The organism is Natranaerobius thermophilus JW/NM-WN-LF, assembly GCF_000020005.1.
Classification (GTDB): Bacteria; Bacillota; Natranaerobiia; order Natranaerobiales; family Natranaerobiaceae; genus Natranaerobius; species Natranaerobius thermophilus.
Window position 1 is genome coordinate 697,595 of sequence record NC_010718.1, and the last position, 24,532, is coordinate 722,126.

The 24,532-nt window shown below is 35.1% G+C and carries 23 protein-coding genes; 16 read left to right on the forward strand and 7 right to left on the reverse strand.

The features are described from left to right. Positions 1-10 precede the first annotated feature (10 nt). Positions 11-1,267: an adenosylhomocysteinase gene (locus tag NTHER_RS03510; protein ID WP_012447150.1), complete on the reverse strand. Its 1,257-nt coding sequence runs from the start codon at positions 1,265-1,267 to the stop codon at positions 11-13. A 130-nt stretch (positions 1,268-1,397) separates the two neighbouring features. On the opposite strand from NTHER_RS03510, the gene NTHER_RS03515 reads away from it, so the two are divergent. After that, positions 1,398-2,459: an IS6-like element ISNth1 family transposase gene (locus NTHER_RS03515; protein WP_012447151.1), complete on the forward strand. Its 1,062-nt coding sequence runs from the start codon at positions 1,398-1,400 to the stop codon at positions 2,457-2,459. A gap of 43 nt (positions 2,460-2,502) precedes the next feature. Here NTHER_RS03515 and metK read toward each other — a convergent pair whose 3' ends face one another. Next, positions 2,503-3,708 carry a methionine adenosyltransferase gene (gene metK, locus NTHER_RS03520; RefSeq protein ID WP_012447152.1) on the reverse strand — a complete coding sequence of 402 codons (1,206 nt, stop codon included), beginning with the start codon at positions 3,706-3,708 and terminating at the stop codon, positions 2,503-2,505. Positions 3,709-4,213: 505 nt separating this feature from the next. Here metK and NTHER_RS03525 point away from each other — a divergent pair. From NTHER_RS03525 to NTHER_RS03560, 8 genes are all read left to right on the forward strand, one after another. Then, positions 4,214-5,056 (forward strand): SAM-dependent methyltransferase, encoded by an 843-nt coding sequence (locus tag NTHER_RS03525; protein WP_012447153.1) that lies wholly within the window; start codon positions 4,214-4,216, stop codon positions 5,054-5,056. Between the two features lie 112 nt (positions 5,057-5,168). Further along, on the forward strand, positions 5,169-5,870 hold the full coding sequence (locus NTHER_RS03530; RefSeq protein ID WP_012447154.1) for a class I SAM-dependent methyltransferase: 702 nt from the start codon (positions 5,169-5,171) through the stop codon (positions 5,868-5,870). Positions 5,871-5,910: 40 nt separating this feature from the next. Next, complete coding sequence (locus NTHER_RS03535; RefSeq protein WP_012447155.1) at positions 5,911-6,537, forward strand: deoxynucleoside kinase; 627 nt, start codon at positions 5,911-5,913, stop codon at positions 6,535-6,537. Positions 6,538-6,588: 51 nt separating this feature from the next. Then, positions 6,589-7,758, forward strand: a complete 1,170-nt coding sequence (locus tag NTHER_RS03540; RefSeq protein ID WP_012447156.1) for a coenzyme F420-0:L-glutamate ligase — start codon at positions 6,589-6,591, stop codon at positions 7,756-7,758. An 89-nt stretch (positions 7,759-7,847) separates the two neighbouring features. Then, entirely contained in the window at positions 7,848-8,492 is a 645-nt protein-coding gene (locus NTHER_RS03545; protein WP_012447157.1) for a hypothetical protein, read from the forward strand. Next, complete coding sequence (locus tag NTHER_RS03550; RefSeq protein WP_012447158.1) at positions 8,461-9,378, forward strand: methylenetetrahydrofolate reductase; 918 nt, start codon at positions 8,461-8,463, stop codon at positions 9,376-9,378. Before NTHER_RS03545 ends, NTHER_RS03550 begins: the two co-directional genes overlap by 32 nt. After that, positions 9,375-11,756 carry a homocysteine S-methyltransferase family protein gene (locus NTHER_RS03555; protein WP_012447159.1) on the forward strand — a complete coding sequence of 794 codons (2,382 nt, stop codon included), beginning with the start codon at positions 9,375-9,377 and terminating at the stop codon, positions 11,754-11,756. Before NTHER_RS03550 ends, NTHER_RS03555 begins: the two co-directional genes overlap by 4 nt. Positions 11,757-11,765: 9 nt before the next feature. Continuing rightward, positions 11,766-12,344: a replication-relaxation family protein gene (locus NTHER_RS03560; RefSeq protein ID WP_012447160.1), complete on the forward strand. Its 579-nt coding sequence runs from the start codon at positions 11,766-11,768 to the stop codon at positions 12,342-12,344. Between the two features lie 29 nt (positions 12,345-12,373). On the opposite strand, the gene NTHER_RS03565 is transcribed toward NTHER_RS03560, so the two are convergent. Next, positions 12,374-12,934 (reverse strand): glycerol-3-phosphate acyltransferase, encoded by a 561-nt coding sequence (locus NTHER_RS03565; RefSeq protein ID WP_012447161.1) that lies wholly within the window; start codon positions 12,932-12,934, stop codon positions 12,374-12,376. A 134-nt stretch (positions 12,935-13,068) separates the two neighbouring features. Here NTHER_RS03565 and NTHER_RS03570 point away from each other — a divergent pair, with 134 nt between their 5' ends. The 5 genes from NTHER_RS03570 (at position 13,069) to NTHER_RS03590 (ending at position 17,335) form a co-directional block, all read left to right on the forward strand. After that, complete coding sequence (locus NTHER_RS03570; protein WP_012447162.1) at positions 13,069-13,632, forward strand: hemerythrin domain-containing protein; 564 nt, start codon at positions 13,069-13,071, stop codon at positions 13,630-13,632. Positions 13,633-13,668: 36 nt separating this feature from the next. Then, positions 13,669-14,904: an MFS transporter gene (locus NTHER_RS03575; RefSeq protein ID WP_012447163.1), complete on the forward strand. Its 1,236-nt coding sequence runs from the start codon at positions 13,669-13,671 to the stop codon at positions 14,902-14,904. A gap of 214 nt (positions 14,905-15,118) precedes the next feature. Continuing rightward, positions 15,119-15,394 carry a hypothetical protein gene (locus NTHER_RS03580; protein ID WP_012447164.1) on the forward strand — a complete coding sequence of 92 codons (276 nt, stop codon included), beginning with the start codon at positions 15,119-15,121 and terminating at the stop codon, positions 15,392-15,394. A gap of 190 nt (positions 15,395-15,584) precedes the next feature. Beyond that, the gene (locus tag NTHER_RS03585; RefSeq protein ID WP_012447165.1) at positions 15,585-16,679 is read left to right on the forward strand and encodes an FAD-dependent monooxygenase; all 1,095 of its coding nucleotides are present in this window, start codon (positions 15,585-15,587) and stop codon (positions 16,677-16,679) included. Positions 16,680-16,774: 95 nt separating this feature from the next. Then, positions 16,775-17,335 (forward strand): LysM peptidoglycan-binding domain-containing protein, encoded by a 561-nt coding sequence (locus NTHER_RS03590; RefSeq protein ID WP_012447166.1) that lies wholly within the window; start codon positions 16,775-16,777, stop codon positions 17,333-17,335. A gap of 478 nt (positions 17,336-17,813) precedes the next feature. On the opposite strand, the gene NTHER_RS03595 is transcribed toward NTHER_RS03590, so the two are convergent. The 3 genes from NTHER_RS03595 to NTHER_RS03605 form a co-directional block, all read right to left on the reverse strand. Next, a complete protein-coding gene (locus NTHER_RS03595; protein WP_202943866.1) occupies positions 17,814-18,593 on the reverse strand; it encodes a hypothetical protein in 780 nt (259 codons plus the stop codon). Between the two features lie 283 nt (positions 18,594-18,876). Further along, positions 18,877-19,518 (reverse strand): response regulator, encoded by a 642-nt coding sequence (locus NTHER_RS03600; RefSeq protein WP_012447168.1) that lies wholly within the window; start codon positions 19,516-19,518, stop codon positions 18,877-18,879. Positions 19,519-19,523: 5 nt separating this feature from the next. Further along, positions 19,524-20,948, reverse strand: a complete 1,425-nt coding sequence (locus tag NTHER_RS03605) for a sensor histidine kinase (protein WP_012447169.1) — start codon at positions 20,946-20,948, stop codon at positions 19,524-19,526. Positions 20,949-21,167: 219 nt separating this feature from the next. Here NTHER_RS03605 and NTHER_RS03610 point away from each other — a divergent pair, with 219 nt between their 5' ends. Beyond that, positions 21,168-22,358 (forward strand): FprA family A-type flavoprotein, encoded by a 1,191-nt coding sequence (locus NTHER_RS03610; protein WP_012447170.1) that lies wholly within the window; start codon positions 21,168-21,170, stop codon positions 22,356-22,358. A 76-nt stretch (positions 22,359-22,434) separates the two neighbouring features. Here the strand turns inward: NTHER_RS03610 and NTHER_RS03615 are convergent, their stop codons facing one another. Then, positions 22,435-23,607 (reverse strand): YheC/YheD family endospore coat-associated protein, encoded by a 1,173-nt coding sequence (locus NTHER_RS03615; RefSeq protein ID WP_012447171.1) that lies wholly within the window; start codon positions 23,605-23,607, stop codon positions 22,435-22,437. Between the two features lie 195 nt (positions 23,608-23,802). Between NTHER_RS03615 and NTHER_RS03620 the strand changes: the two genes are divergently transcribed. Beyond that, positions 23,803-24,390 carry a hypothetical protein gene (locus tag NTHER_RS03620; RefSeq protein WP_012447172.1) on the forward strand — a complete coding sequence of 196 codons (588 nt, stop codon included), beginning with the start codon at positions 23,803-23,805 and terminating at the stop codon, positions 24,388-24,390. Positions 24,391-24,532: the final 142 nt, after the last annotated feature.

The following is a 24,532-nucleotide window of genomic DNA, read 5'->3' on the forward strand; positions in this document are numbered from 1 at the left end:
TGGTGGTTAATTAAGTCCCAACATCCCAGGAGTTTAGATACTCTTTTTGTTCTTCCGTTAGCTGTTCAAGTTCCATTCCCATACATTTAAGTTTTAACTCGGCTATACCTTCGTCTAAATGTTTTGGTACAGGATATACATCGTTTTTAAGGTTCGTTTTTTCATTAGCCAGGTATTCTACTGATAAGGCCTGGTTGGAAAAGCTCATGTCCATAACGTCTGCCGGGTGTCCTTCTCCAGCAGATAGATTAACTAGCCTTCCTTCACCAATAACATATACTTTCCGACCATCTTTCAACTGGTATTCTTCAACATCAGGACGTACTGTTCGTTTTGTTTTAGACATTTTCTCCAGTGATTCTAAATTGATTTCAACATTGAAATGACCAGAATTCGATAGGATGCAGCCGTCTTTAATGTTTTCTAAATGATGTTTATCAACTACATTTTTATTACCAGTAGTAGTTACGACAAAGTCTGCATTCTTAGCAGCTTCCTCCATACTTTTAACTTCAAAGCCATCCAGTGAAGCTTCTAAAGCTCTCACAGGATCTACTTCCACTACTGTCACTCTAGCGCCAAGCCCACTAGCATCTTTGGCAACACCACGGCCGCACCAGCCGTAGCCAACTACAACAAAACTGGTACCTGCCATTAAATAATTGGTGGCTCTCATGATACCATCTATAGTTGACTGGCCAGTACCGTAGCGGTTGTCAAACATGTGTTTTGTCATGGCATCGTTCACTGCGATCACTGGATACTGTAGATAATTGTCTCTGGCCATAGCTTTTAAACGAGTGACACCAGTTGTAGTTTCTTCAGTACCTCCAGAAATGTTATCAAGCAGTTCTCTTCTTTCACTGTGTAATGTGTTGATTAAGTCTGCACCATCATCAACTGTGATGTGTGGTTTAATATCTAAGACTTCTAAAATTCGATTGTAAAAGTCTTCTTTACCTTCACCTCGTTTGGCATGAGTTGGCACTTGATATACTTCATTTAAAGCAGCAACCACATCATCTTGAGTACTAAGAGGATTAGAACCACACAGTGCTACTTCAGCACCTCCATCTTTTAGAGTGATTAACAAATTAGCGGTTTTAGGTGTTACGTGCAAGCATGCACTAACCCTAACACCTTTTAGAGGTTGGTTTTCCTTCCAGCGTTCAGAAATACTCTGTAAGACAGGCATTTTGTTTCTTGCCCAAGTTATTTTGTTTTCACCTTGTTCAACTAAATTGTTACTAGTTTTTACTGTAGCCATAATACTACTTCTCCTCCTTCCATTTATTTTAGTTCTGTTAAGTTATATGATATTTGAATCAGTCTCCGTCCCGGAGTTAAGATAGTTTTAGACAGAAATCAAAACCCTCCGGGAGAAAGGAGACTGATTCATGACTAAAGTTGTATGCCCTAGATGCAATAACAACTGCTCTGACAAGTTTTATAAGTTTGGTTTTGATAATCATGGTCATCAAAAGTATCAATGTCAAGAATGTTTTAGTCAGTTTGCACCTAAGACACTTTCTAAAGGCGGGGATAAAAGAGGCCCTAATATGCCTCGCAAATATCCCTCTTGCCCTAAATGCGGGAAAGCTACATTTTTACATCACGACTATGAATTTTATTCTAATTTGAGGTGTTGTGACAAAAGCTGTAATCATTCTTTCTATGTCCCTAAACCTCAAAGTATTCCTGAACCTTCGCAACTTGATATTAACGGCAAAGTAGACTTCTCTAACATGAGACATCCTCTTCATACTATTATTCGAGCTCTTTACCTGTACTTCATTAATGGCAGCTCTACTAGAGGTGTCTCTCAATTCCTTCTTGATTGTGAAGGAATTAAAGTGTCTCATGTTACTATTGCTGACTGGACTAAAAAGTTTGCACCTCTTTTTCTTTATATCTCTAGATATCTTAAACCTATTGATCTAGACTCTTCTGATGAGTGGCATGTTGACGAAACTGTAATTAAAATTAAAGGCCAAAGATTCTACGCCTGGACTGTTATTGATGCTGAAACTAGATTTGTACTTGCATTTCATCTATCTCCTTACAGAGATAGCCAGGCTGCTTTTAAAGTGCTGAACTATGCTAAGAAACATTTTGGACGACCTCATAGTATCGTCACAGATAGATATTGGGCTTACAATGCTCCAATTAAAGTTCTGTTTCCAAACTCTAATCACATCAGAGTCAAGTCTTTTCAAGATGATATCTCTAATAACTTAATTGAATCTTTTTTTCAGATTTTCAAAAGCTGGGTTAAGCAACGCAGAGGATTTGCTTCTTTCCAGTCAGCCAACAAGTTGATTGCGGTATTTGTGTTTGCTTTTAACTTTGTTAGGACAAGCAATGTTTTGAATCAGTCTACTCCTGCTCAAGTTGCTGGGATTAATTACTCTAATCGTAATAGGACTTTTTGGCTTTTACATAGTAATAATGCCGCTTGACTGCCAAATCTTTTGAAATCTTGCGAGCAAGTGAGCTTATTTTTCATAACAACTTAACAGACTCTTTATTTTTTAAATCTTTGACCATATCCAGCTTTTCCCAAGGTAAATTTAAATCGTTTCTGCCAAAATGTCCGTATGCAGCAGTTTGTCTGTAAATAGGACGTTTTAACTCGAATCTATCTATAATGGCAGCTGGACGCCAGTCAAAGCTTTCTTGCAACCAATTGGATAGTTTTTCTTCAGAAACTTTTCCTGTTCCAAAGGTATTCACCCATAAGGATACCGGTTTGGCTACACCGATGGAATATGCAACTGATACTTCACATCTATTTGCTAATCCAGCAGCTACAACATTTTTGGCAGCATATCTAGCCGCATAAGCTGCTGAACGGTCTACCTTAGATGGATCCTTTCCGGAGAAGGCACCTCCTCCAATTCTGCCAATACCACCATAGGTATCGACAACTATTTTCCTTCCTGTAACCCCTGCATCCCCTTGAGGGCCACCAACTACAAACCTTCCAGTAGGATTAATTAAAAACTCGGTTTCATCAGTTATTAAGTTTTCAGGGACATTTCTTTTGATAATTTTTTCAATCAAATCATTTTCGATAGTTTCATTATCAACTTCTTCTGGATGTTGAGCGGAAATTAAGATATTAGAAATTGCGCTAGGTTGATTGTTTTCATATTCCACAGTCACCTGTGTTTTTCCATCAGGACGTAGATAAGAAATCTCTCCATTTCTTCTAGCTTCTGATAGCTTCCTAGATAGCCTGTGAGCAAGCATGATTGGCATAGGCATGAATTCTTCAGTTTCGTCAGTGGCATAACCATACATCATGCCTTGATCACCAGCACCAACATCATTTTTATCTTCGCCATCCACACCCATTGCAATATCAGGAGATTGTTCATCAATTGAAACAGAAACTCCACATGTATCGCAGTCGAATCCGTATTTAGCTTTGGTGTAACCTATATCTTTAAGAGTTTCTCTAACCACATTACTTATGTCCACATTAGCCTTAGTGGTGATTTCACCGAATACATTCACTTGTCCAGTAGTGACAGCAGTCTCACAAGCAACTCTAGATTCTGGATCCTCCTCCAATAAGGCATCTAAGACTGCATCTGAAATTTGATCACATATCTTATCTGGATGTCCCTCAGTCACCGATTCAGAAGTAATTAAATTCTTATTTTCTTCTTTGGCTTTAATTTCCGAAGTTTTTTCAACTGCCAAAAAATCCACCTCCTAGAATAAGTTTTTGTAACTGTTACTTTACAGGTGCCACTTTCAAGGTAACTACTTTCAGTAGTTAAAGTACTGCTAACCTAAACTGATACTAATTTTTTATGAGATAGATTTAACAACGACGTTAGTCAGTAAAAATACTGAAAATAATAACGCAATAATTGAATAGTATCGACAACTTTCGCGAGGCCCCGCAACATTCAGTAGCAAGTATAACATAGATAGAAATCCTTTCAAGAAACAAGTAGGGGTGTAAGGTCACCATGTAACCCTATGATTGTTAGAAATATCCATATATATTAGATATCTAACAATATATACAAAATAATGCTTATATATCCGGTTTTATCAAGTTTGATATTTAATAATTTTAACCGTACTATTAACAAGTGCGGTGTTAAAGAAATTATATTGAAACAGTTTAGTTACTGTTTCAAAAATTCATTCTGTTAAAACCTTTTATAGCAGAATTATTTCAAAAGGAGGTAAGTTTATGACTACTAACGAGTACGCGCAAATAGCCAAAGATTATTACAACAGTACAGCTCACGAAATTTATAAAGAGTGCTGGGGAGGTGAAAATCACCACTTAGGGATCTTTGATAATACAGATGATTTCTATCAAGCTGCCCAAAAAGCTAACGAAAACCTTGTTACAAAATTGCAAGTCAAAGAAGGAGATCATGTTCTAGATATAGGCAGTGGTTTTTGTGGTCTACCGCGTTATATAGTAAAGAATACCAATTGTGAAAAAGTAACAGCTTTAAATATTTCAGAAAAAGAAAACGAATACGCCAGGCAAAAAAATAAACAAGAAAATCTTCACCATAAAATTGATGTAGTTGATGGGGACTTTAACAATATGCCTTTTCCAGATAAGAATTTTGATATTTTAGTTAGTCAGGATTCTATGTTACACAGTCCTAACAAAAAAGAACTATTGGAAGAATGCTTCAGGGTAATTAAACCAGGTGGAATGTTTGTATTTTCCGATATTTTAAAACTTCCGGAACTAACTGAAGATGAAGCAAAGATTGTATATAATCGTATCAATGTTCCTCATTTGGCTACCTTTGACTTTTATGAGAAGGCCTTAATAGATGCGAATTTTAACGTAATTGATATTCAAGACCTGGGTAATATGAATCTAGCAAAGTCCTATCAATCTGTTTACGATAATTTAAATGATAAGAAAAATTTTCTTATGAAAGATAAGAACATACCTCAAGACAGAATTGATATGACATTAAAAGGCCTGAAATATTGGGTAGAAAAGGCATCTGATAATAAGTTGGGTTGGGGATTGTTTGTGAGTCAGCGTCCTAATAACCGGTAGAGTGAAGTAGAGTAAAAAGCTCATTTTAAGAATAAAAAATATTTAAAAGGGGGAGATTCATATCTCAACTGAAAATTACAAAGAAAAGTTTAAAGAGGAATATGCCAAGGGGTTGTCGGAAAGATGGGATGAAATAATTGACTGGGAAAAAAGAAGACAAAGTGAAGATAGTTTTTTTGAAAAACTATTGCATAATCACGGGGTAGAGAATGTGTTGGATATAGCCTGTGGCACAGGATTCCATTCAATTCATCTAGCAAAAGCTGGCTTTAATGTTAAAGCTGCAGATGGATCAGAAGCTATGTTGGCAAAAACGAAAGAGAATGCCAAGCTATACAATGTGGATTTTGAAGTTGAAAAGGCAGATTGGTTAAAACTTACCAATACAATTTCTGAAAAGTATGATGCGGTCATTTGTTTGGGGAATGCATTGACACATTTGTTCTATGAAGATTATTATCGTCGCGCTTTGGAACAAATTTATCAAGTTCTCAACAAAGGCGGCATTTTGGTAGCAGATCAAAGAAATTATGATGCAATCTTGGAAACGGGTTATAGTAGCAAACATAAGTATTATTACTGTGGAGATGAGGTGGAAGTTAAACCTATAATTATCGAAGACGATTTTGTTAGATTTGCTTACAAGTTTAGTGAAAATGAAAAATATTATCTGACACTACATCCTATCAGAATTGATAATCTAAGCCAGTATATTTTGGATGCCGGTTTTGAAAAAGTGGAAACTTATGGTGACTTCAAAAAAGATTATGATAAATACGATTCTGACTTCATAATTCAAGTAGCCCAAAAGTAAAAATTTAAGGGTTGAAATAAATGAAAGGGGGAGCATTTTCATGGGTCAAGTACCAATTGTAGTCGATGGTATGACGGGTTCGGGAAAAACTACCCTGGTGAATCATTTGGCAAATGAGTTAAATTTGGAAGTTATGCCGGAAGAATTTCGTGATCCCTATAATCTCTTGTACAGATTTGCCGATGATGTTAAATGGTGTTATCCCATGCAGTTAAACTTTTTGATGACCAGGTATATACAGTATACGGTGGCATCTGAACATGAAAATTATATTCTGGATAGAAGTATTTATAGTGATCCGGTTTATGCAAAACTTTATTACAATATGGGTTATTTAAGTGAAAAACAGTACGACAATTACTTAAACTTTTATGATAGCCTGGAAGAAGATATCAAGGAACCAAAATGCATGATAATTTTAAATTGTTCCTTTGATGAGATTATGCGTCGGATAGTTGATAGAGGCAGATCTGACGAGTTGAAATTATCCAAAGAAGGTTACTGGTGGCCATTATACCAAGCATATCAAGAACATGTTGATAAACTATTAACACAACAAGATCATATGTCAACAAAAGTGATTAGAATAGACACGGAAGATATTGACTTGGCCAAAAGAGATGAACAATTATTTGATATTTTAAATCTAGCAGAAACGGCTATTTAAGGATTCTTTCATCCCAAAAAAAGATGAGAATGTTATAAGGAGGCCAAAAAAGTGAGTTTACCGGAATATGTAGGACCATGTGCATTCGGAATCAAGATGGGAGTTGTCTTACCGGGCTCGGATTTAAAGAGTATGATTAAAAGTGAAATTATGAAGATTAACAAAGATGGGCTATTAGAAGACAATGATGCTCTGTGTGTGACAGAATCAATAGTTGCTAGGGCCCAAGAGAATTATATTACTACTGAGGAAATAGCTGAAGAAGTCACCGATAAATTAAATCTAAAGCCTAATGATACTTTGGGAGTGTTATTTCCAATTTTGAGTCGTAACAGATTTTCGCTAATTCTTGAAGGACTTGCCAAAGCAGTTCCCCGGGGAAAAATTATTGTTCAGCTTTCTCATCCTGACGATGAAGTAGGAAATCAATTAATCCCTCCAGAAAAGTCTCAAGCACTTATAGATAAAGGATACAATGTAATCAAAGCAGAAGAATTGGAAGAAGATTGTATACATCCTATTACGAATGTTAACTATCTTAAGTTATACCGAGATATTATCACAGAGCAGGGAGCAGAAGCAGAGTTATTTGTTTCTAATGATTACCGTGTGATATTGGATTACCATCCTCAAGGTGTGTTATGTGCTGATATCCACACCAGGGAAGAACATAGGAGTAAACTAGAATCCAAGGTAATTACTTGTACTCTTCAAGATTTGTTTAATGATAGCAGCAAGGAATCTTGGTCAGAATGGGGATTATTAGGCAGCAATATGTCTTCGGATAACAAATTAAAACTTGCACCTTACAATGCAGATGAATTTGCCTGTGAACTACAAAAAGAAATTTTAGATGCAACCGGCAAAAAAATCGAAGTAATTATTGGAGGAGATGGTGCATACAAAGATCCTAGTAGTGGTATTTACGAGCTGGCCGATCCTAAACCGGCATTTGGAACTACTCCTGGATTAAGACAACATATGAGAGAAGGAGTAAAATATAAATATCTCATCGACATGTATCATAATCAAGGGAAATCAGAAAAAGAGATCCAAGAAATTATTGCTAAAGAATCTGAAAAGAAAAAAGGTAAAAATCACGAGATAGAAACTGAAGGGACAACACCCAGGAAAATAGAAGACATCCTAGCAAGCCTGGCCGATTTGGTCAGTGGTTCAGCAGATGCCGGAACACCTGTTATTCTAATCAAAAGTATTTAAAAACCTCCGGCCGGCTTGGCCGGAGGTTTTTACAAATGGTGTTACTATAATTTCGAGATTAAACAAATAATAAAAAGGAGCTGTCCCAATTGATTCAGATTAGCGATAAAGCTAAAATAGTTCCATTATATTCTGCAGTAATTAGGAGATTTAAAGCCTTATCTCATAAGTATGATGTCAGTTCTGAAATGGATATTTTTTATCAACAAAAGTTTCTAGATGAATTTTTTTCCTGGCAAAAAGAATGTTTAAATTACGCAGATCCAAGTCTAGAGCTAAGAATCTTTGAAGCTGATAAACTGCCTAAAATCATTACCAGTAATTACGGGTATAATAAATTTGTTGTTTTTGCTACAACATTGGGGTTGCAAGCAGATCAACTTATTAATAAGAGTGCACAAACCGGTGAAGTATTTAAAAGTTATTTTATTGACTCCTGGTATTCGGAGAGTGTGGAAATCATTAACAGGCATGTGGAGAAATTAGTAAATACTCACTTAGATAAATGTGGTCGGAGGTTTTCTCCAGGCTTTAAGGATATTGACATTACTGTTAATTATCAGCTGGGAAAAATGGCAAATTTCACTAATATAACCGTTAATGAAAATAATGGCATTTTAAAGCCAAGAAAAAGTACTATTTGTCTAGTCGGTTTTAATGATATAGCAGTCAAGAATACCAAAAAGGGAAGGTGGTTTTTGTATGAAGATATCCGAAATTTTTTCGCAAAGTAACGGACCTGTTGTCTCCTTTGAGATATTTCCGCCCAAAAGGAAAAAAAATCAATCAAAAGAGGATTTTGATTCTTTATTAAAAACAATTGATAATTTAGCTCGGTTAAAACCTGATTTTATAAGTGTGACTTACGGAGCTGGCGGTACCAATAGTGATGGTAGCTTAGAAATTTCCGAATACGTTAAAAACAAAGGGATTACGTCTTTACCTCACTTTACATCCATCGGTTATCCCGTTGAAGAGATTAATTCGTATTTAGGTACAATTTACAACAAGGGTTTTGAAAATATTTTGGCTTTAAGAGGAGATCTGCCGAAAAGTCCTTCAAAAGCAGACTTGGTTTGGAGAGATTTTTTACATGCAACTGATTTGATCAAGGTTATCTCAAGGGATTTTCCGAATTTCTGCATAGGGGGAGCCGCTTACCCCGAAGGTCATCAAGAATCTAGTTATGCAGGGCAGGATATCGAGATTATGAAAATCAAAGAAAAAATGGGTGTAAAGTTTTTCTTAACCCAACTGTTTTTCAATAACGATAATTTCTTTAAATTTATGGAAAATGTCAGGAATAATGGGGTGGAATCTCCAGTTTCTGCAGGTGTCATGCCTTTGATTAGTCCTAAATACGTGGACAAAATCATTGAATTATCAGGTGTAAAATTACCAAAAGAATTAGAAAATGCTTTGGAAAATTACAGGGATGATGAAGTAGAATTTAGAAAAAGATCCTTAGATTATTGTGTTAGACAGGTGAACGATTTATTTGAAAGAGGTGTGGATGGAGTGCATCTCTATACGATGAATCGCCATGAAGCTGTTGAAGAAATTCTTGACCAAGTTGATTCAAATGTAAACAGGGAGGTGGAACTATCAAAACAGACTTGAAACTAAAAGATCAACTAGTTAATAAAACTTTGGAGAAGTTACTCTTTCTCGATGGCTCCTATGGTACAGAACTACAAAGAAGAGGTTTTGAAGGCAATGCGGAAATTTTAAATTTACAAGATCAGGATTTGGTAAAAAATGTGCATTATGATTATGCCTCAGCTGGTGCTGATTTAATTTTAACAAACACTTTTGGTGGTAATAGATTAAAATTGAAAGATGCCGGATATGAGGATAAAGTTGCAGAAATTAATAGCAGAGGTGTTGAGCTGGCCAAGGAGTCAGCTGAAAATATTGATAGAGATGTTTTGGTAGTAGGTGATATATCATCTACCGGTCGATTTATCGAGCCCGTAGGTGATTTGTCCTTTACAAAAGCTCAACAAGTATTCCAGGAACAAGGTCGTTATTTGATAGAAAGTGGAGTTGATCTAATAAAAATTGAAACAATGACGGATATTAAAGAGCTAAAAGCTGCTATATTAGGGATACGTTCAATAGATGAGGATTTACCCCTGATAGTTAGTATGAGTTTTGAACAAGATGGTAAAACAATTACTGGTACATCTGTACCATCTTACGTCACTTTAATGAATGATCTACCTGTGGATATTATTGGTTTGAACTGTGGAGTCAAATCGAAAGATATGTTGGATCTTGTCAAACAGGCTTCTTACTATTCACTCAAACCACTTAGCATTTCTCCTAATGCAGGAGATCCGGACTTAGATCTGAGTTATAGTGAAGATCCTCAAGAATTTTCATTTTATCTTGATGCCATTTCTGATTTAGATATGGTAGCTATTGTAGGAGGGTGTTGTGGTACCACACCCGAATATGTTGACAATTATTGTTCTAAATTAAAAGGCAAGGAAAAGTCCCGCAAGTTATTGCAACAATCTCAAATCCACAAAGATATACCAACTTTGATATCATCAAGAACTTATCAACTTGATTTAGACAATAATTTTGTCAAAATTGGTGAACGAATTAATCCAGCCTCCAAGAAAAACTTTCAAGAAGAAATTAATAATAAAGATTTTTCAAGGATTTATGATGAAGCCTTTAGCCAGATGAATGAAGGTAGTGATGTGATTGATCTCAATTTAGGTGTGGAAGAGGACGTGGAACTAGAAGATGTGGAGACAATTGTCAACGGCTTGGATTCCCTTGGATGTAAACCATTATCTTTGGATATTCAGTCATCAGTACTCTTGGAAAAGGCACTACAGGTTTATCCGGGTAGGCCGATAATTAATTCGTCATCCTGTGACAAAGAAGACTTGGATAATGCCATTGACTTAATGAAAAAATACGGCGGAGTTTTAGTCTTGCTTGCTATGTCAGGTACTCCTAAAAAAACAATTCAAAAGCGATTGGATGAATTGAAATATGGCCTAGAATATTTAGAATCAAAAGGTATTGATGAAAGCAGGATTATGGTAGATCCCTTGGTTTTACCGGTGGGTACTGAACATGACCCAAAAACTACTTTGGAGCTGATCAAAATTATTTCCCAGGAAATGGAGTGCAAGACAACTCTAGGCTTATCAAATTTAAGTCATGGATTGCCCGATAGACCCCAACTGAACTCTGCCTTTGTTTCCATGGCAATTTATAATGGATTAGACAGCGCTATTATGGATACTTCAGATCAACTGGTAACCCAGACTGTGGAAAAATCACTGATGTTAATGGGTAAAGAAACAATTTGGGAAGATGTAGCAATCGATACTGAAGATCAGATGGTAAAAGACATTTTGACAGGCAATTCCGACAAAGTATTAACACAGGTGAAATCTTATTTAAAGGATATGACTCCTTTGGAAGTGAGTCAGCAACTGCTGGGAAAAGCTATGAAAGAGATTGGTGATTTATACAACGATAAAAGTATCTACTTACCCCAGTTGTTATTGTCAGCAGAAACAGTGCAACCTTCCTTTGACTACTTAAATAAACTTGTAGGGGAGCACCAAGAAGATAGTAAAGGAAAAATTATGTTAGCTACCGTGGAAGGTGATGTACATGACATAGGCAAAAAAATTGTAGGAACTATATTGAAAAGCGGAGGATTTGAGATATATGACTTAGGTGTTGATCTTCCAGCTAATGAAATTGTAGCAGAAGTCAAAGATATCAAACCAGATATCCTGGGTTTATCGGCCATGATGACTAGCACAATTAAAAAAATTGCAGAAGTCACAGAACAGCTTCAAGCTGAAGGAATTGATGTAAAGGTGATCGGAGGAGGCGCTTCTCTAAATCCTGAACTAGCCCAAAAGTTTGGTTGTCATGCTTATGCCAAGGATGCACATGAAGCGTTAACCAAATGTGAACAATTAATGACTGGTGAAAAAGCTTTGTCTAATGAGAGGTGAGGTGAAGAGATGGCTAATTTAACCTCACGTGATAGAGATGTATTGAAAGATTTACATCACTTTCGGGGATTGTTCTCAGAAGCTGTCAAAAAAAGACATTTTAAAAACAAAAATTACGCCTTTGAAAGATTAAGCGATTTATATAACGCCAGGTATTTAAACAAAGAAAGATATTATATAGCAACTGAGACCAGTGCTCGCAAGATGGGGACCCTTTATTATTTAACAGAAAAAGGTGCCGATGCAATTGATGCTAGCTTTTATCGAGTTTCAGCAAATAAAGGTTATTTAAAAAAACAATATATATTAAGTAAGATCTATGAAAAGTATGATATTCAAAAGCTAGATTCGCCTGTGACCAGTTTTATATATCAAGATAAGCAGTTTTACATAGTAGCTAATCTAGAAGGGGCTGCCTCTTTGCAAGAGCTTATTAAAAAAATGCAGAAAAACACTCAAAGAAAACATTTTATAATTACAAAAAGACTGCCTGAATCTATGCCGGATCTTGAAGCTGATGTGCAAGTGATAATATGGAATGATAATGAAGAACTGATAGCAAAGATAGACTATATCTTGGACAGTTAATTATAAATTCCCGGGTGACATTTTTGAACTTAACCCGGGAATTTTTTAATATCCGGAAAATATTTAATAAATAATACCATGGCCCAAACTAATGAAACCAGTAGAATAGAAGAGCTTTCAAATAAAACTGTGGTACTAATGGGAAGAATCCAGACTCCAAAAGCTACAGCTTTGCTAGCGTTTTTGTTAAATAAAAACAGAAAAATTATTATTACACAGAGTAATATAAATAAAGCCGACAAGGATATAGCAACTAAAGACCCAACAGTTGATGCAAATCCTTTACCTCCCTTGAATTTCATAAAAATTGGCCAATTGTGTCCAATAGCGGCCAAAATACCAAATACAAATAAATACTCGTATGGTAACCCCAAAATTAAAGGGGGAAGTACTGCTAAAAAGCCTTTTAACATATCAGAAATTAGTGTTAAAATACCAGGTATAGTTCCTGCATTCCTTAGGGTATTTAAAGCCCCAGGGTTTTTACTACCAAGACGGGTTATATCTTCTCCAATACTTATTTTAGTCCAAAGTTGTGCCGAGGGAAATGCACCTATGAGATAAGCAACAATTCCCCAAAGTATAGACATGAATGACAAACCTCCACAAAAATAATATAATTTATACAATGGATATTAGCTTTTGATTAATTATAACACTGAATGAGTTTTTAAGAAAAAGGGAATTGTATGAAAAAACAAGTATATTGGCTAGGAGGAGAAAAATGGATGCTTTAGAGTTAATGACAACAGAACACAAATCTATAAAAGAACTGTTAAAATTACTAAGACAGAGCTGTCTTGAAATAATTAACGAGACAGGTAAGATAAATACTGACTTTTTTAAGAGGTCTTTAAACTTTATTCGCAATTTTGCCGACAAACATCATCATGGAAAAGAGGAAGATATGTTATTTGAAATCATGAAAGAAGAAGGGGGAGATCTTGAGCATAATTTAATTAGTGGAATGGAAGCGGAACATAATCTAGGTAGACTATATGTGTCACAGTTAGAAGATGCTATTGCAGACTATGAACAGGGGCAATCTGAAGCGAAACTGGATATTGTAGGTAATGTTATGGCCTATGTTTATTTACTAGAACGTCATATTGATAAAGAAGATGACACTTTATTTCAGTATGCTAAAAGAGCTTTATCTCAAGATAAGCTGAACCAGCTAACAGAACTTGTTCAGGAATATGAACAACAATCTGAAAACAAAGCCAGGCGTGATGAATTACTTTCTGAATTAGAAGGCCTAAAAACAAGTCCTGTTATACATAAGTAATGTTATCAGTAATTGTCAGAAAATAGAGGTGATTGAATGCGCACTCTTCAAGGGAATATACCAGGTTATATGATTGTCATGATTCTTTCTATGGGAGCCTTTGGTGTCATGGGAGGCGCTTTAGTAGCCCCCGCTCTTCCAACCATTGGTAGAGCTTTTGAGGTACCAGAAGGACAGCAAGGCTTTATACTAAGTGTTTATACTTTAGCAGCAGCCTTAAGTCTACCTTTCATTGGATATTTAATAGATGTAATTGGTAGACGAAGAGTGGCTTTGGCTTGTTTGCTAATTGATGGAGCTGCCGGAGTTTCTATTATATTTGCCCCTAGTTTTGGGGTAGTGTTAATTTTAAGATTTATCCAGGGGATTGGTATAGCTGGATTAATTCCAGTTGCCATGACTATTATTGGAGATTTGTTCTCAGGAGAAAAAAGACTACAAATTATGGGTTATTTAACAGGGATAATTTCCCTCGGAGCAGCAGTTATACCTACACTGGGTGGAGCTTTGGCGTCCTTTGATTGGCGCTTTGTGTTTGCCGTTTATGGTCTCGGATTTGTGTTTGCCTTGTTTTTCTTGTTTACTTTGCCTGAAACCTCTCCGTTTCACTTTAATGCAGGTTCTAGTAGTGATAATAACAATAATCAAGGTGATAAGACTAATCAAAATACTGCTCACAAATCTCCTATAGAATATATTAATTCATTATTTACAGTTTTCAAAAATAAAAGTATTCGTAATATTATGTTTCAACCGTTAATGAACTACTTTTTTTTATATGCTTTGGTAACCTTTTTCCCGATATTTTTAGTGACAGTCCACGGTTTCGCAGAAATATTTAATGGACTAGCCCTGTCAATGCAAGGACTGTTTTCAGCCATAATTGCTTCTCGAGCGGATTTAGCAGCTCGTTTTATGACCTGGTGGCAAAGAATTTCGATAGGATTTATTTTGAAAGGTATTGCCTTTTTATTAATGCCTTTATGGCCTACAGGGAGTTTTTTACTTAGCATAAGTATTATCATATATGGAGTAGGGTTTGGGATTGTTTCGCCTACTATATACAACAGGGCCACCAAGTTACCACCTCAAGACCTGATTGGCTCGGTAGTTGCAATTTTTAATACCATGAGATTTTTAGGAATGACTTTGTCTCCATTTTTATTGGGAATCATTCTTGGCTTTACTACATTAAATGTGGTATTTTTAATTGTTGGTGTAGTTTCAATCATGTGGGGGACTTTTTCCATGTCACAAAAAATGATTGCTTAATATACTAAAACTGAAACTTCTTGATAGCTGACTTTGCCTGCCTTAATGGCAGGCTTTTTTTATGAAATTGATTTTTACATTTATCAACATTCTACTTTAATATAGCTTAATCTTATTAAAGGAATTTTAATTTCCCAGAAAATGCTCTCATAAAGCGCACAAGTTTATATATTGGCATATGATGGACTAAACCTTGGAAATGGAGGGAATTAATTTGACAGCTTGGGAACGCTCAGGAGACGAAAGACCAGAAAGGGAGCATCGACGTAAACCAGACAAGGAATGTCCTAGAGAGCCTGGAACAATCATAAGAATCTTTATTCCTGCAGGAGCTGCTATTGAGATTGGCCCATTAAGAATTACTTCACCTGACGGAATTTGCCTGGTGATTAGTCTGCAGGATTTAGAGAACTTAGATCAGCTTATTGACTTAATTCAACAAGCAGGTGGAAGTGTTACGATTGGAAATACCGAACAAACACAAGAGTAAAACTTAAAGTAAACTTAAAATGAACTAGTTTAGAGCGGACTATAAACATTCTAAACCAGTAGCTGGGATCAATTAAATCCCCGGCTACTGGTTTGTTTTAATTAGAACAAATTAGCAAATAATAAATAATGAGATCTCAAAACAGTAATTAATTTATGAGTCACATTGAAGTACAATTGGGGGTTCAAAAATGAAAATAGCCATATTAGGCGGTGGACTTGCTGGCTTATCGGCGGCTAACGTATTAGAAAAATATGGTGTAATCCCAACAGTTTTTGAAACTAAGCAATCTTTGACGGATTATAGTCCCAGGGCCCAAACTTTAATTTCAGTATTTGTCAGACCAATACAAGATAGTATCTCCCATTTGTCCGAAGAACATGGTTTATACATAAATCCTAAAACTAACATAACGGAACTAGTATTTCATTCTAAACGAGAAACAGCCGTAGTCAGAGGCCACTTAGGGTATATAACAATTAGGGGAGATCATCCTAGTTCTTTGGAAAGCCAACTAGGTTACAATCTTTTAGATACTGAAATTGTAAATAATTCTTCTTTTACTATGGCTGATCTTGAACATGAATTTGATAAGGTGATTATAGCCACGGGAGATCCTAATCAGGTTGATCAAATAAAAATTCCCGGAAATTATAAAGAAATATACTATAAAGATGCTTTAATATCAGGTGAATTCAATAAAAATCGTATCCATATTTTTCAAAATCATAATATAGCTCCTAAATCTTTTGGTTATCTTGTACCACTGAATGACTCGCTTGCCAATTTAAAAATTTCTTTTCCTATTGGCTATTTAAATAAGTATTTAGCTAAGGGTACGATAAGTACAGGCTGGCAATATTTTCTTCAATTATTATATAACAAGTTTCCGGGAATTTCTTTAGTGGAAGTCAAGGAATTCTCTAGAATAGTAAACTATGCTTCTACTGGAGCTAAAGGTCGCATAGGAAACTATCTGTTAACAGGAAATTGCTTAGGGTCAGTCATGCCTATGCTCGGTTATGATCAATTTTTTGCAATTTCAAGTGGAGTACATGCTGCGAAAAGTGTAATAAATCAGAAGAATTATGATTCTTTAATTTCTCCTTTGATGAGACAATTAACAAAATTACAAACCATATATCAAGGTATGAGTGCATTAGATAATAGGGATTTTGATAATATGGTGAAAACACTTAATACAAGGGCAGGTGGAATTTTCTTTAACTCAAAGTACGACATTTTAAAAGTTTTAGAGGGACTTCTTTACCCTATGATTAAATAACAAAATTTGTTTTATCAGAGAAATTTAGTCCAATATCACATATTGTAATATTATACATACAGATATCTAATGAAACCGGGGGAAGGGGGGATTAGATGTCCCGCAAACCATATCGTTGTCCTCGTAATTCCTTGCGATATACTGTCCAAGAGACGGATACAATTTATGATATAGCCAAGCATTATGATATTTCTTTACATGAACTTAAAAAAGCCAATCGACATATTGAAGATTTAGAAGTTATCTGTCCTGGTGATGTATTGTGCATACCAAGGGAAATTGAGCCCAGAAGAGCAAAAGTCATCATTGCCTTGAATATTGGTACAAATAAATTTGGCTATACTGGAAAATGGGAAGCGGCTCTTTATAAAGGTGCCATACCTGCCGAAGAAACAGAAGGACGGTTCACGGAATGGAAACAAGCCGACAAAAATATCGTGACTTTTGAGTTACCCGAGGAAGTCCGTAAAAGTTTTGAAGTACCTTTTAGCATACCTGAAGACACTTATGTCAGGATCAGAACTCTTGGAAATGATGTTTTTCCTGTGTTTGACCTGGTTACAGAGCCGTTTACTCTTGTTAGAAATAAAAAAATAATTGTTCCTATAAATTTTATTTCCAAAGCTACTATTTTGCCATTAGCTAATAAAAATTAATTGAAGAGTACTGTCTACCCAGGATAATTTAATAATTAATTTAAAATTTTTTCAGTTATCAACACTAAAATAATATAAGCGCACTAAGAAATAAAGCCTACCCTCTCCCTTAACTAGCTAATAGGGAGTAGGGTAGGCTTTATTATTACAACTTAAAATTGACTAATTTAGAATCGACCAATGATAACGTCGTCTTCATCTAGGATACCTGCTTCTACCAGAGCTCTCTGAAAGGAAGTACTTTCCCTTGACATACGAACTGTAGCACCGGAAATTCCATCTACGGAATCTTGAGCTGTACCGGTAGCTCCAGATTCTACGTCGACTCCAAACTCGTTATCTTCATTAATAGCGCCAGCTAATCTGTCTTGCTCCCAGTCTACTAGAGAATTTAATTCATTGACATCTTTTCCAATTAGATAATCTTCGATGGCTTCATAATTACCTTCCCAGCCACCTAAACCGAAATATCCGTAATCTACTGATTTTTCCTGAGCCAGGTTATTTCAAACTCAATTTCAAAGGCTTCTAAAAATTCGCGTACACTAGAATCTTCGTCTATACCTTCTAATTCACCAGTATCGTTTACAACATGAGACCACATATCGTGCATATTGAAGATGGTCTTATCTGCAAAATCTTCCCAGTCTTCTACTTGTTCAACACCGCCTCCAGAAGTTCTTACAGTTGGTACAAAATAATCACTGTCAACAGTTATCTCACTCATGGGTGTGTCATAATCAAAATCTGCTGGGAAATTATAATCAAACTGATACCTAGTAACAGGATCTACCATAGTAACGGCAACTTCACCAGTTTCATCCACGGCTGTTGCATAAAAATTCATCATATTCGCAGTGTTAACGGTGAACATGGATTGTCCTTCTTGGTAATCATCACCGGGAGTGGCTTCTTTAGGTTCTACAGAAAAATCAACGTCCACATAAGCATTCCCACTTTGACGAGTAGTCCAATAACCATCAATTTCTTGGAAATATCTCATGGTAGCATCTTCAATAATTCCATCCTCGTCTAACTCCAAAATGGTTTCAATATACCTACCGGCTTCATCGAAACTTTGACCATCAGCTTCTCCTTCCCAAGAATAACCTACGTATCGACCTTCTAAAGATTGTTCCTGTTCATCTTCCCCATTGCTTTCTTCCGTTGCAGGCTCATCTGTATCTGCACAACCCGCTACAATAACTAGTGCAGACAGAGCCAAGACAAAAACTAGACTGAATTTAAGTTTTTTCATAATTTTTCGCTCCTTTCTAAATAGAGTTTTGTAGTGCTTTGGGAGTTAGTGTTTAAGTACTCAAAAGCTTACTTAAAATGAATTGAATAAGATACCTAGTAATTAAAAGAAATTAAAAGCGTCACGCTCCCCCTTGTTCAAAGCTTCTCAAAACTAATTCCATTTTACCTATTTCATTAAAACTAATATAGGTGTATTCATCCGTCTTAGATAGGGACATTTGTCCCTGATTCTAAAGTTAAAAAAACCGACCTTTGTTACTCAAGGTCGGCTTACCAAGTTGTTAACTATCTTCTTTTATTTGTGATACATAATAAGCTGCTGCTTGAGTCCGATTATTTAAATCCAGTTTGTTAAGAATTCTACTCAGCTGGTTTCTGACAGTTTTTTCACTTAAGTGTAACTCTTCACCAATTTCACTATTAGTTTTGCCTTTAGCGACTAAGTCCAGAATATCCATTTCTCGATTTGTTAATATATCAGTAGGATTTTCCCGATTAGGATTTTTATTTCTCATATATTCAAGAACTTTTTCCGTAGTTTTTGCATCCATTATTTGTTCACCTTCTGCAGCTTTGATCACAGATTCAACCAAGGATTTAATTCGTACTTCTTTCATTAAATAACCTGAAGCACCGGCTAAAATTGATTCAATCAGGGCATCATCATCGTCAAATGCCGTTAACATTATAACTTTACTGTCAGGGCTATATTCTAAGACTTCTTGACATCCTTGCACTCCGCTTTCACTTTTGAGTCTTACATCCATTATAATTACGTGAAAATATTGTTCTTGTACTTGTTTTAAAGCTTCTGATATATTTTCGGCATCACTTACATGGGAAATTTTCTCACCTTTTAATAAATGTTCTTTCAGGCCCAAGCGGATCATTTCATGGTCATCCACAATTAACACTTGGTACATTTGGTTTACCCTCCCTTCTTTGGCAATTCTAAATAAAACTTAGTTCCTTTACTTTTTTCGGTTTGGAAATTGAATTCACCGCCCAGGGTATGAATTCGTTCTTTAACATGAACCAGACCGAGTTTTTCTCTCTGGCTTTGTTTTCTCTGCAACTCTTTCAAATCTACTCCCACGCCATTATCTTCTAATGTGATTAAAATGTTATTAGCTTGGCCAGCTTTTATAGTAATAGTGATTTTATCGGCTTGTGAATGCTTTACTGCATTTATTAGTAGTTCTCCTAAGGTATTGTGTATGGCAGCTTTAATTTCCGGTTTAACATCTATAAAAGATTTTAAGTCATTTTTAAATTCAATGTTTAAATGTCGTTTAAATCTCTGGACTATTCGGCTAATTATCTCACTAATGGTTAATGAAGCCAGTTCAGCAGATTTGAGATCTTGAATGTACAATCGCATATCTGAAAGAATATTATCTAGTTGTTTCGCAGACTTGTCCAATCTTTCTCGTACTTCCTCTGTATCTCCCGAGTCCAATTCATACTTACAACTTTCAAGGGCTAGTCCGACAGAATAGATTGATTGCATGATATCATCGTGCAGATCTTTTTTTATTCGTTCCCGTTCCTGTAAAATAGCATTTTCGCTTACAGTTCGTCCAATTAACGAAATGTTTTCTAATTGGAACTTTCTTAAGATTAAAAGAATACTAAGAGTAATTAATATACTAAAAAAAGTTCTAAATAAAGGAACAGGCAATTTTGTAAGCTTGAAAAAAGTTTCTGTATTTATTACGTCTGCTGGAAAAAAGTCGGCACTTGGAACTAGAAAACCTGCAAATATACCATATCCCATGAAAGCTATCATTAGTAAGTTATAAACGTACCCTGTATACTTGTTAGTAGTTTGCAATTGTTTTTTGTGTTGATATACGGCGTAGCAAGCAATTAATCCAGCAGGTAAAGCAAAGAAATATCGGCTAATTATTTCAGCCAGATTAAACCAGTAATCTGGGTTATCACCTATAAATATTAACTGATAGAAGACAAAATAAACTAACCATGAAATTAAACTACCAATAGAAATGTAGAAGAGATATTTTACCAAAGCATGTTTATGAATATCATATAAAAACTGTAATGCAAAAAATAATAAAAATCCAAAAGAAATTCCAACTAAATTTAAATCAATTACTTCTAGAATAAACAAGGATGAAGAAGTAAAATCACTCTCCCTATAAGGGAGGTAAAAATAAGTCCATTCTGATAATCCGTGCAAGTAACCGAAAACAGCCAGCAGCCATAGATTATTAGAAAAAGTTTTATTAGTATACTCTTTAACCTGAAGAGTAATTGCAATACCCATAATAATGAAAGATAAACCGTATATGAAATAAACTTCATAGAAGTATTCAAGGAAAAAAGCTTTCATAGAGAGCCCCTTTCTAATAAGTATAATTTCACCTTTAAATTCTCATGATAAATTATACTATAATGTATCTTTAAAAGTAACTATTTTGATTAGAAAGTTCAGGATTTCTTGATATTTTTTACTATTATTGATAACCTATCAGTAAAAGGATTAACTATCAATATAAATCTGATTAAGTTAATCTATAATAATAAATAAAAAGGGAGGTTATTTATTAAAATGAATAACACTGTGGCTATTACTGATAAGATTAGTTGGATAGGAGTAAATGACCGAGTTAGTGAACTTTTTGAGGCTATTTGGCCTTTGCCTGACGGTGTTTCTTATAATTCATATTTGATTAATGACGAACAAGTAGCCCTTGTAGATACGGTAAAGGATAGCGAAATCAATACATATTTGCAAAATATTAAAAACGTAATTGGAAATCGTTCAGTTGATTACCTAATAATAAATCATATGGAACCAGATCATTCAGGGGCTATAGAGGCTTTAAGAAGAGAATATCCAAATATAACCCTTGTAGGTAATCAAAAAACATTAACTTTTTTAGAACAATTTTACGGAATTGTGGAAAATATCAAAATCGTTGATGATGGAGATCAACTGCAACTAGGCCAACACACCTTAAATTTTTATTTAACTCCTATGGTGCATTGGCCTGAAACAATGATGACATATGAACAGAAGGAAAAAATATTATTTTCTGGAGACGCCTTTGGAGGCTTTGGAACTCTAGAGGGTGGCATATTTGATGATGAAGTAAACTTGGATTTTTATCAAGAAGAAATTCGCCGTTATTTTACTAATATTGTTGCTAAATATGGACCTATGGTAGAAAAAGCTATTTCTAAATTAGCAGATTTAGATGTGAAGATTATTGCTGCTACCCATGGCCCTGTTTGGAGAGAAAAGCCAGAACAGATTATTGCAGATTACTCACGTTGGAGCCGACAAGAAACAGAGCCGGGCGTGGTTGTAGTTTATGGTTCAATGTATGGAAATACTGAAACCATGGTGGACACTATCTGTAGAAGACTGGCTGAGAAAGGAATCAAGAACATAAAGGTGTACAATATTTCTAAGACTCATGTATCTTATATTATTAACGATATCTGGCGATATCAAGGTTTGATTTTAGGAAGTTGCGCCTATAACTCAAGAATTTTTCCACCAATGGATTATTTATTGTGCTTTTTAGAAAATAAAAACATAAAGAATCGACTATTGGGGCTGTTTGGCTCGTACACTTGGAGTGGTGGTGCCATGAAGAGACTTCAAGAATTCCAAAAAAATACTAAGCTTGAATTAATTGAGCCATCAGTAGAAGTGAAATCTGCTCCCAAGAAAAAAGACCATGAAGATTGTATAAAAATGGCTGAAAATATGGCGGCGAAACTGAAAGAATAAGAGTTGTTGGTAAATAAGTAGAGTACATTGATTCCATTCCCAGAGATGAGAGACGACTTTTTAGTCGTCTCTTTTTTTATGCATCATCTAAACATTGATTTCCATTATTTATTGATATACTAGCATATTGGAGTAGCTCTTTATAGAAATCTATAAGTGTCTGCTCACCATACGCCCTTAACAAAGAGGCTTTAGTAGGTTTAGAATTACACTCGATCAAATAAAGTTGCAAATTTTTATCCACCGCTATGTCGATGCCCATTTCTCCACATTTTCCGTGAAGAGCTTCTATCGATTCATATACATTGGTTATCAGAGTAATTAAAGAGCTATATAGATCAGCTAGGTCTTTATCAGGGAGTTTCCAGATTGAAGTAAAAAATTCAGTAAACTTGTAGCTATCAACATGTTGAGTAATAGGTGAATTGCTTTTCCCCAATCTAACTGGAATCGCTGTAATTTTTAATTTTCCTGTGCCATTTCTTTGGACTTCGGCCCTTAGATCTATTAATTTGGCATCAATTGAGAGTAGATCTATGGTTTCTTGGATAATATAGCTATTTTTACTGCGTACAAAATCAAAAACATGATCAATTAATTCACAGAAATTATTAACAGGAATTGAATTTGGGTTTTTATGATAAGTTAAAATTTTATATCTGTTATAATTTTGATCAATTCTCAGTATTCGTTTTCCCTTTCTTCCTCCAATGGGCTTTAAATAAACTGATTGATACTTTCCTAACATAGTTTTTAAATCTTCTTGATCATTTAATACTGTGGTACTTGGGAGATAGGAAGCAATTTTTGGATACTTTTGTAAATGTTTGTACGTAGTCCATTTATCAAAGCTTTGAAGTGGATTTATAAATCTAGCACCAAATTGTTTCATTTCTTCTTGAAATCTTTTAAATAGGTTTTTTTCTTTTTTTAGCCCACTTCCTATTTGATAAATGATTTCCGGATAAGGAAAATTTTCTTTTTCCCAGTGTTGACCTTCTTGATTGTAATAATGTCCGAATATCCTTTTATTATCAAAATCAATATCAATTAATGAAAAAAAGACTAATTTATTATTTAAATCTTCATTGGCATCAACTAATAAACGAATTTTTTTATTAGATATATTATCTAACAGAGCTAGAGAGTCAAATCTATTAATGAATATCCCAATTAATGGCTTTGATTGCAGAGAAGGATGACTCACTTCTTCATGGCAAGTTAAATAATCTAAATAATCATGGCTCAAGGGTGTCACCTCAAAAGTTAACATTGATTATTTAATAATTACTTTTATGTGAATTTATTTAAGAAGTGATTATTTGATAACTTTTTAAGATATTAGTTATTTCAAGTCATCACTATAAGGTTTACGATTATCACACATGGGCTCCATCAACATAAGCTAAACTACAAAGATGTTGACAAGGAGGTAGATTTAAAGTTGTCTGAAGAAGAAAGAAGGCAAGTATACCCAGGCCCAATTAAGGACCCTGGTAAATTTCCACCCCCAGAGGCCATAGACTGTATAAAAGTTGATAAGGTTTATGAAGAATGTAAACAAGTTGATGTTAACGAAATCAGAGTTGATATCCCAGATGACATTGAAGATACTAATCTAATAAATAATATTGGAGAAGTTGAGTGTATTGATGTTGAGTTATTGAAAAAAGAGTGTGAAATAGTAGCTGATACAAAAGTTAGACTGTGGATCAAATATGAAATCACATACAGTCTTAATGATGAAGTATTCACGGAAATACAAACTTTTGAAAAAATTGTTGTATTAGGGCGTGCCGGTGAAGAAGGTTTAGAACCGCAATGTGAAGTCTTTTTAGAATGTTTAGATGCTTTTATTGTCGACGATGAAATTGTTCTCTGCATAGGTAAGTTGTTAATATTTAAGTTAATAGCTCATGTTCAGTTATTAGTACCAGTATATGGATTTTGTCCTCAACCGGAAATTTGCCAGGTAGCAGCAGAATGTCCTGATTATGACCCAGAGTGGCCACCTTATCCACCCCAAGAATAATTCTTAAATCACAGTATCAAAATAGCTCGTCTAAGAGCAGCGTATCTTTTAAAAGAGATGCGCTGCTCTTTTGTTTGCCCGGCATGCCTGTCGCGCCGATGGGTTGAAAGAAACCCTGTCACCTAACCAGCAGGAAGACAAC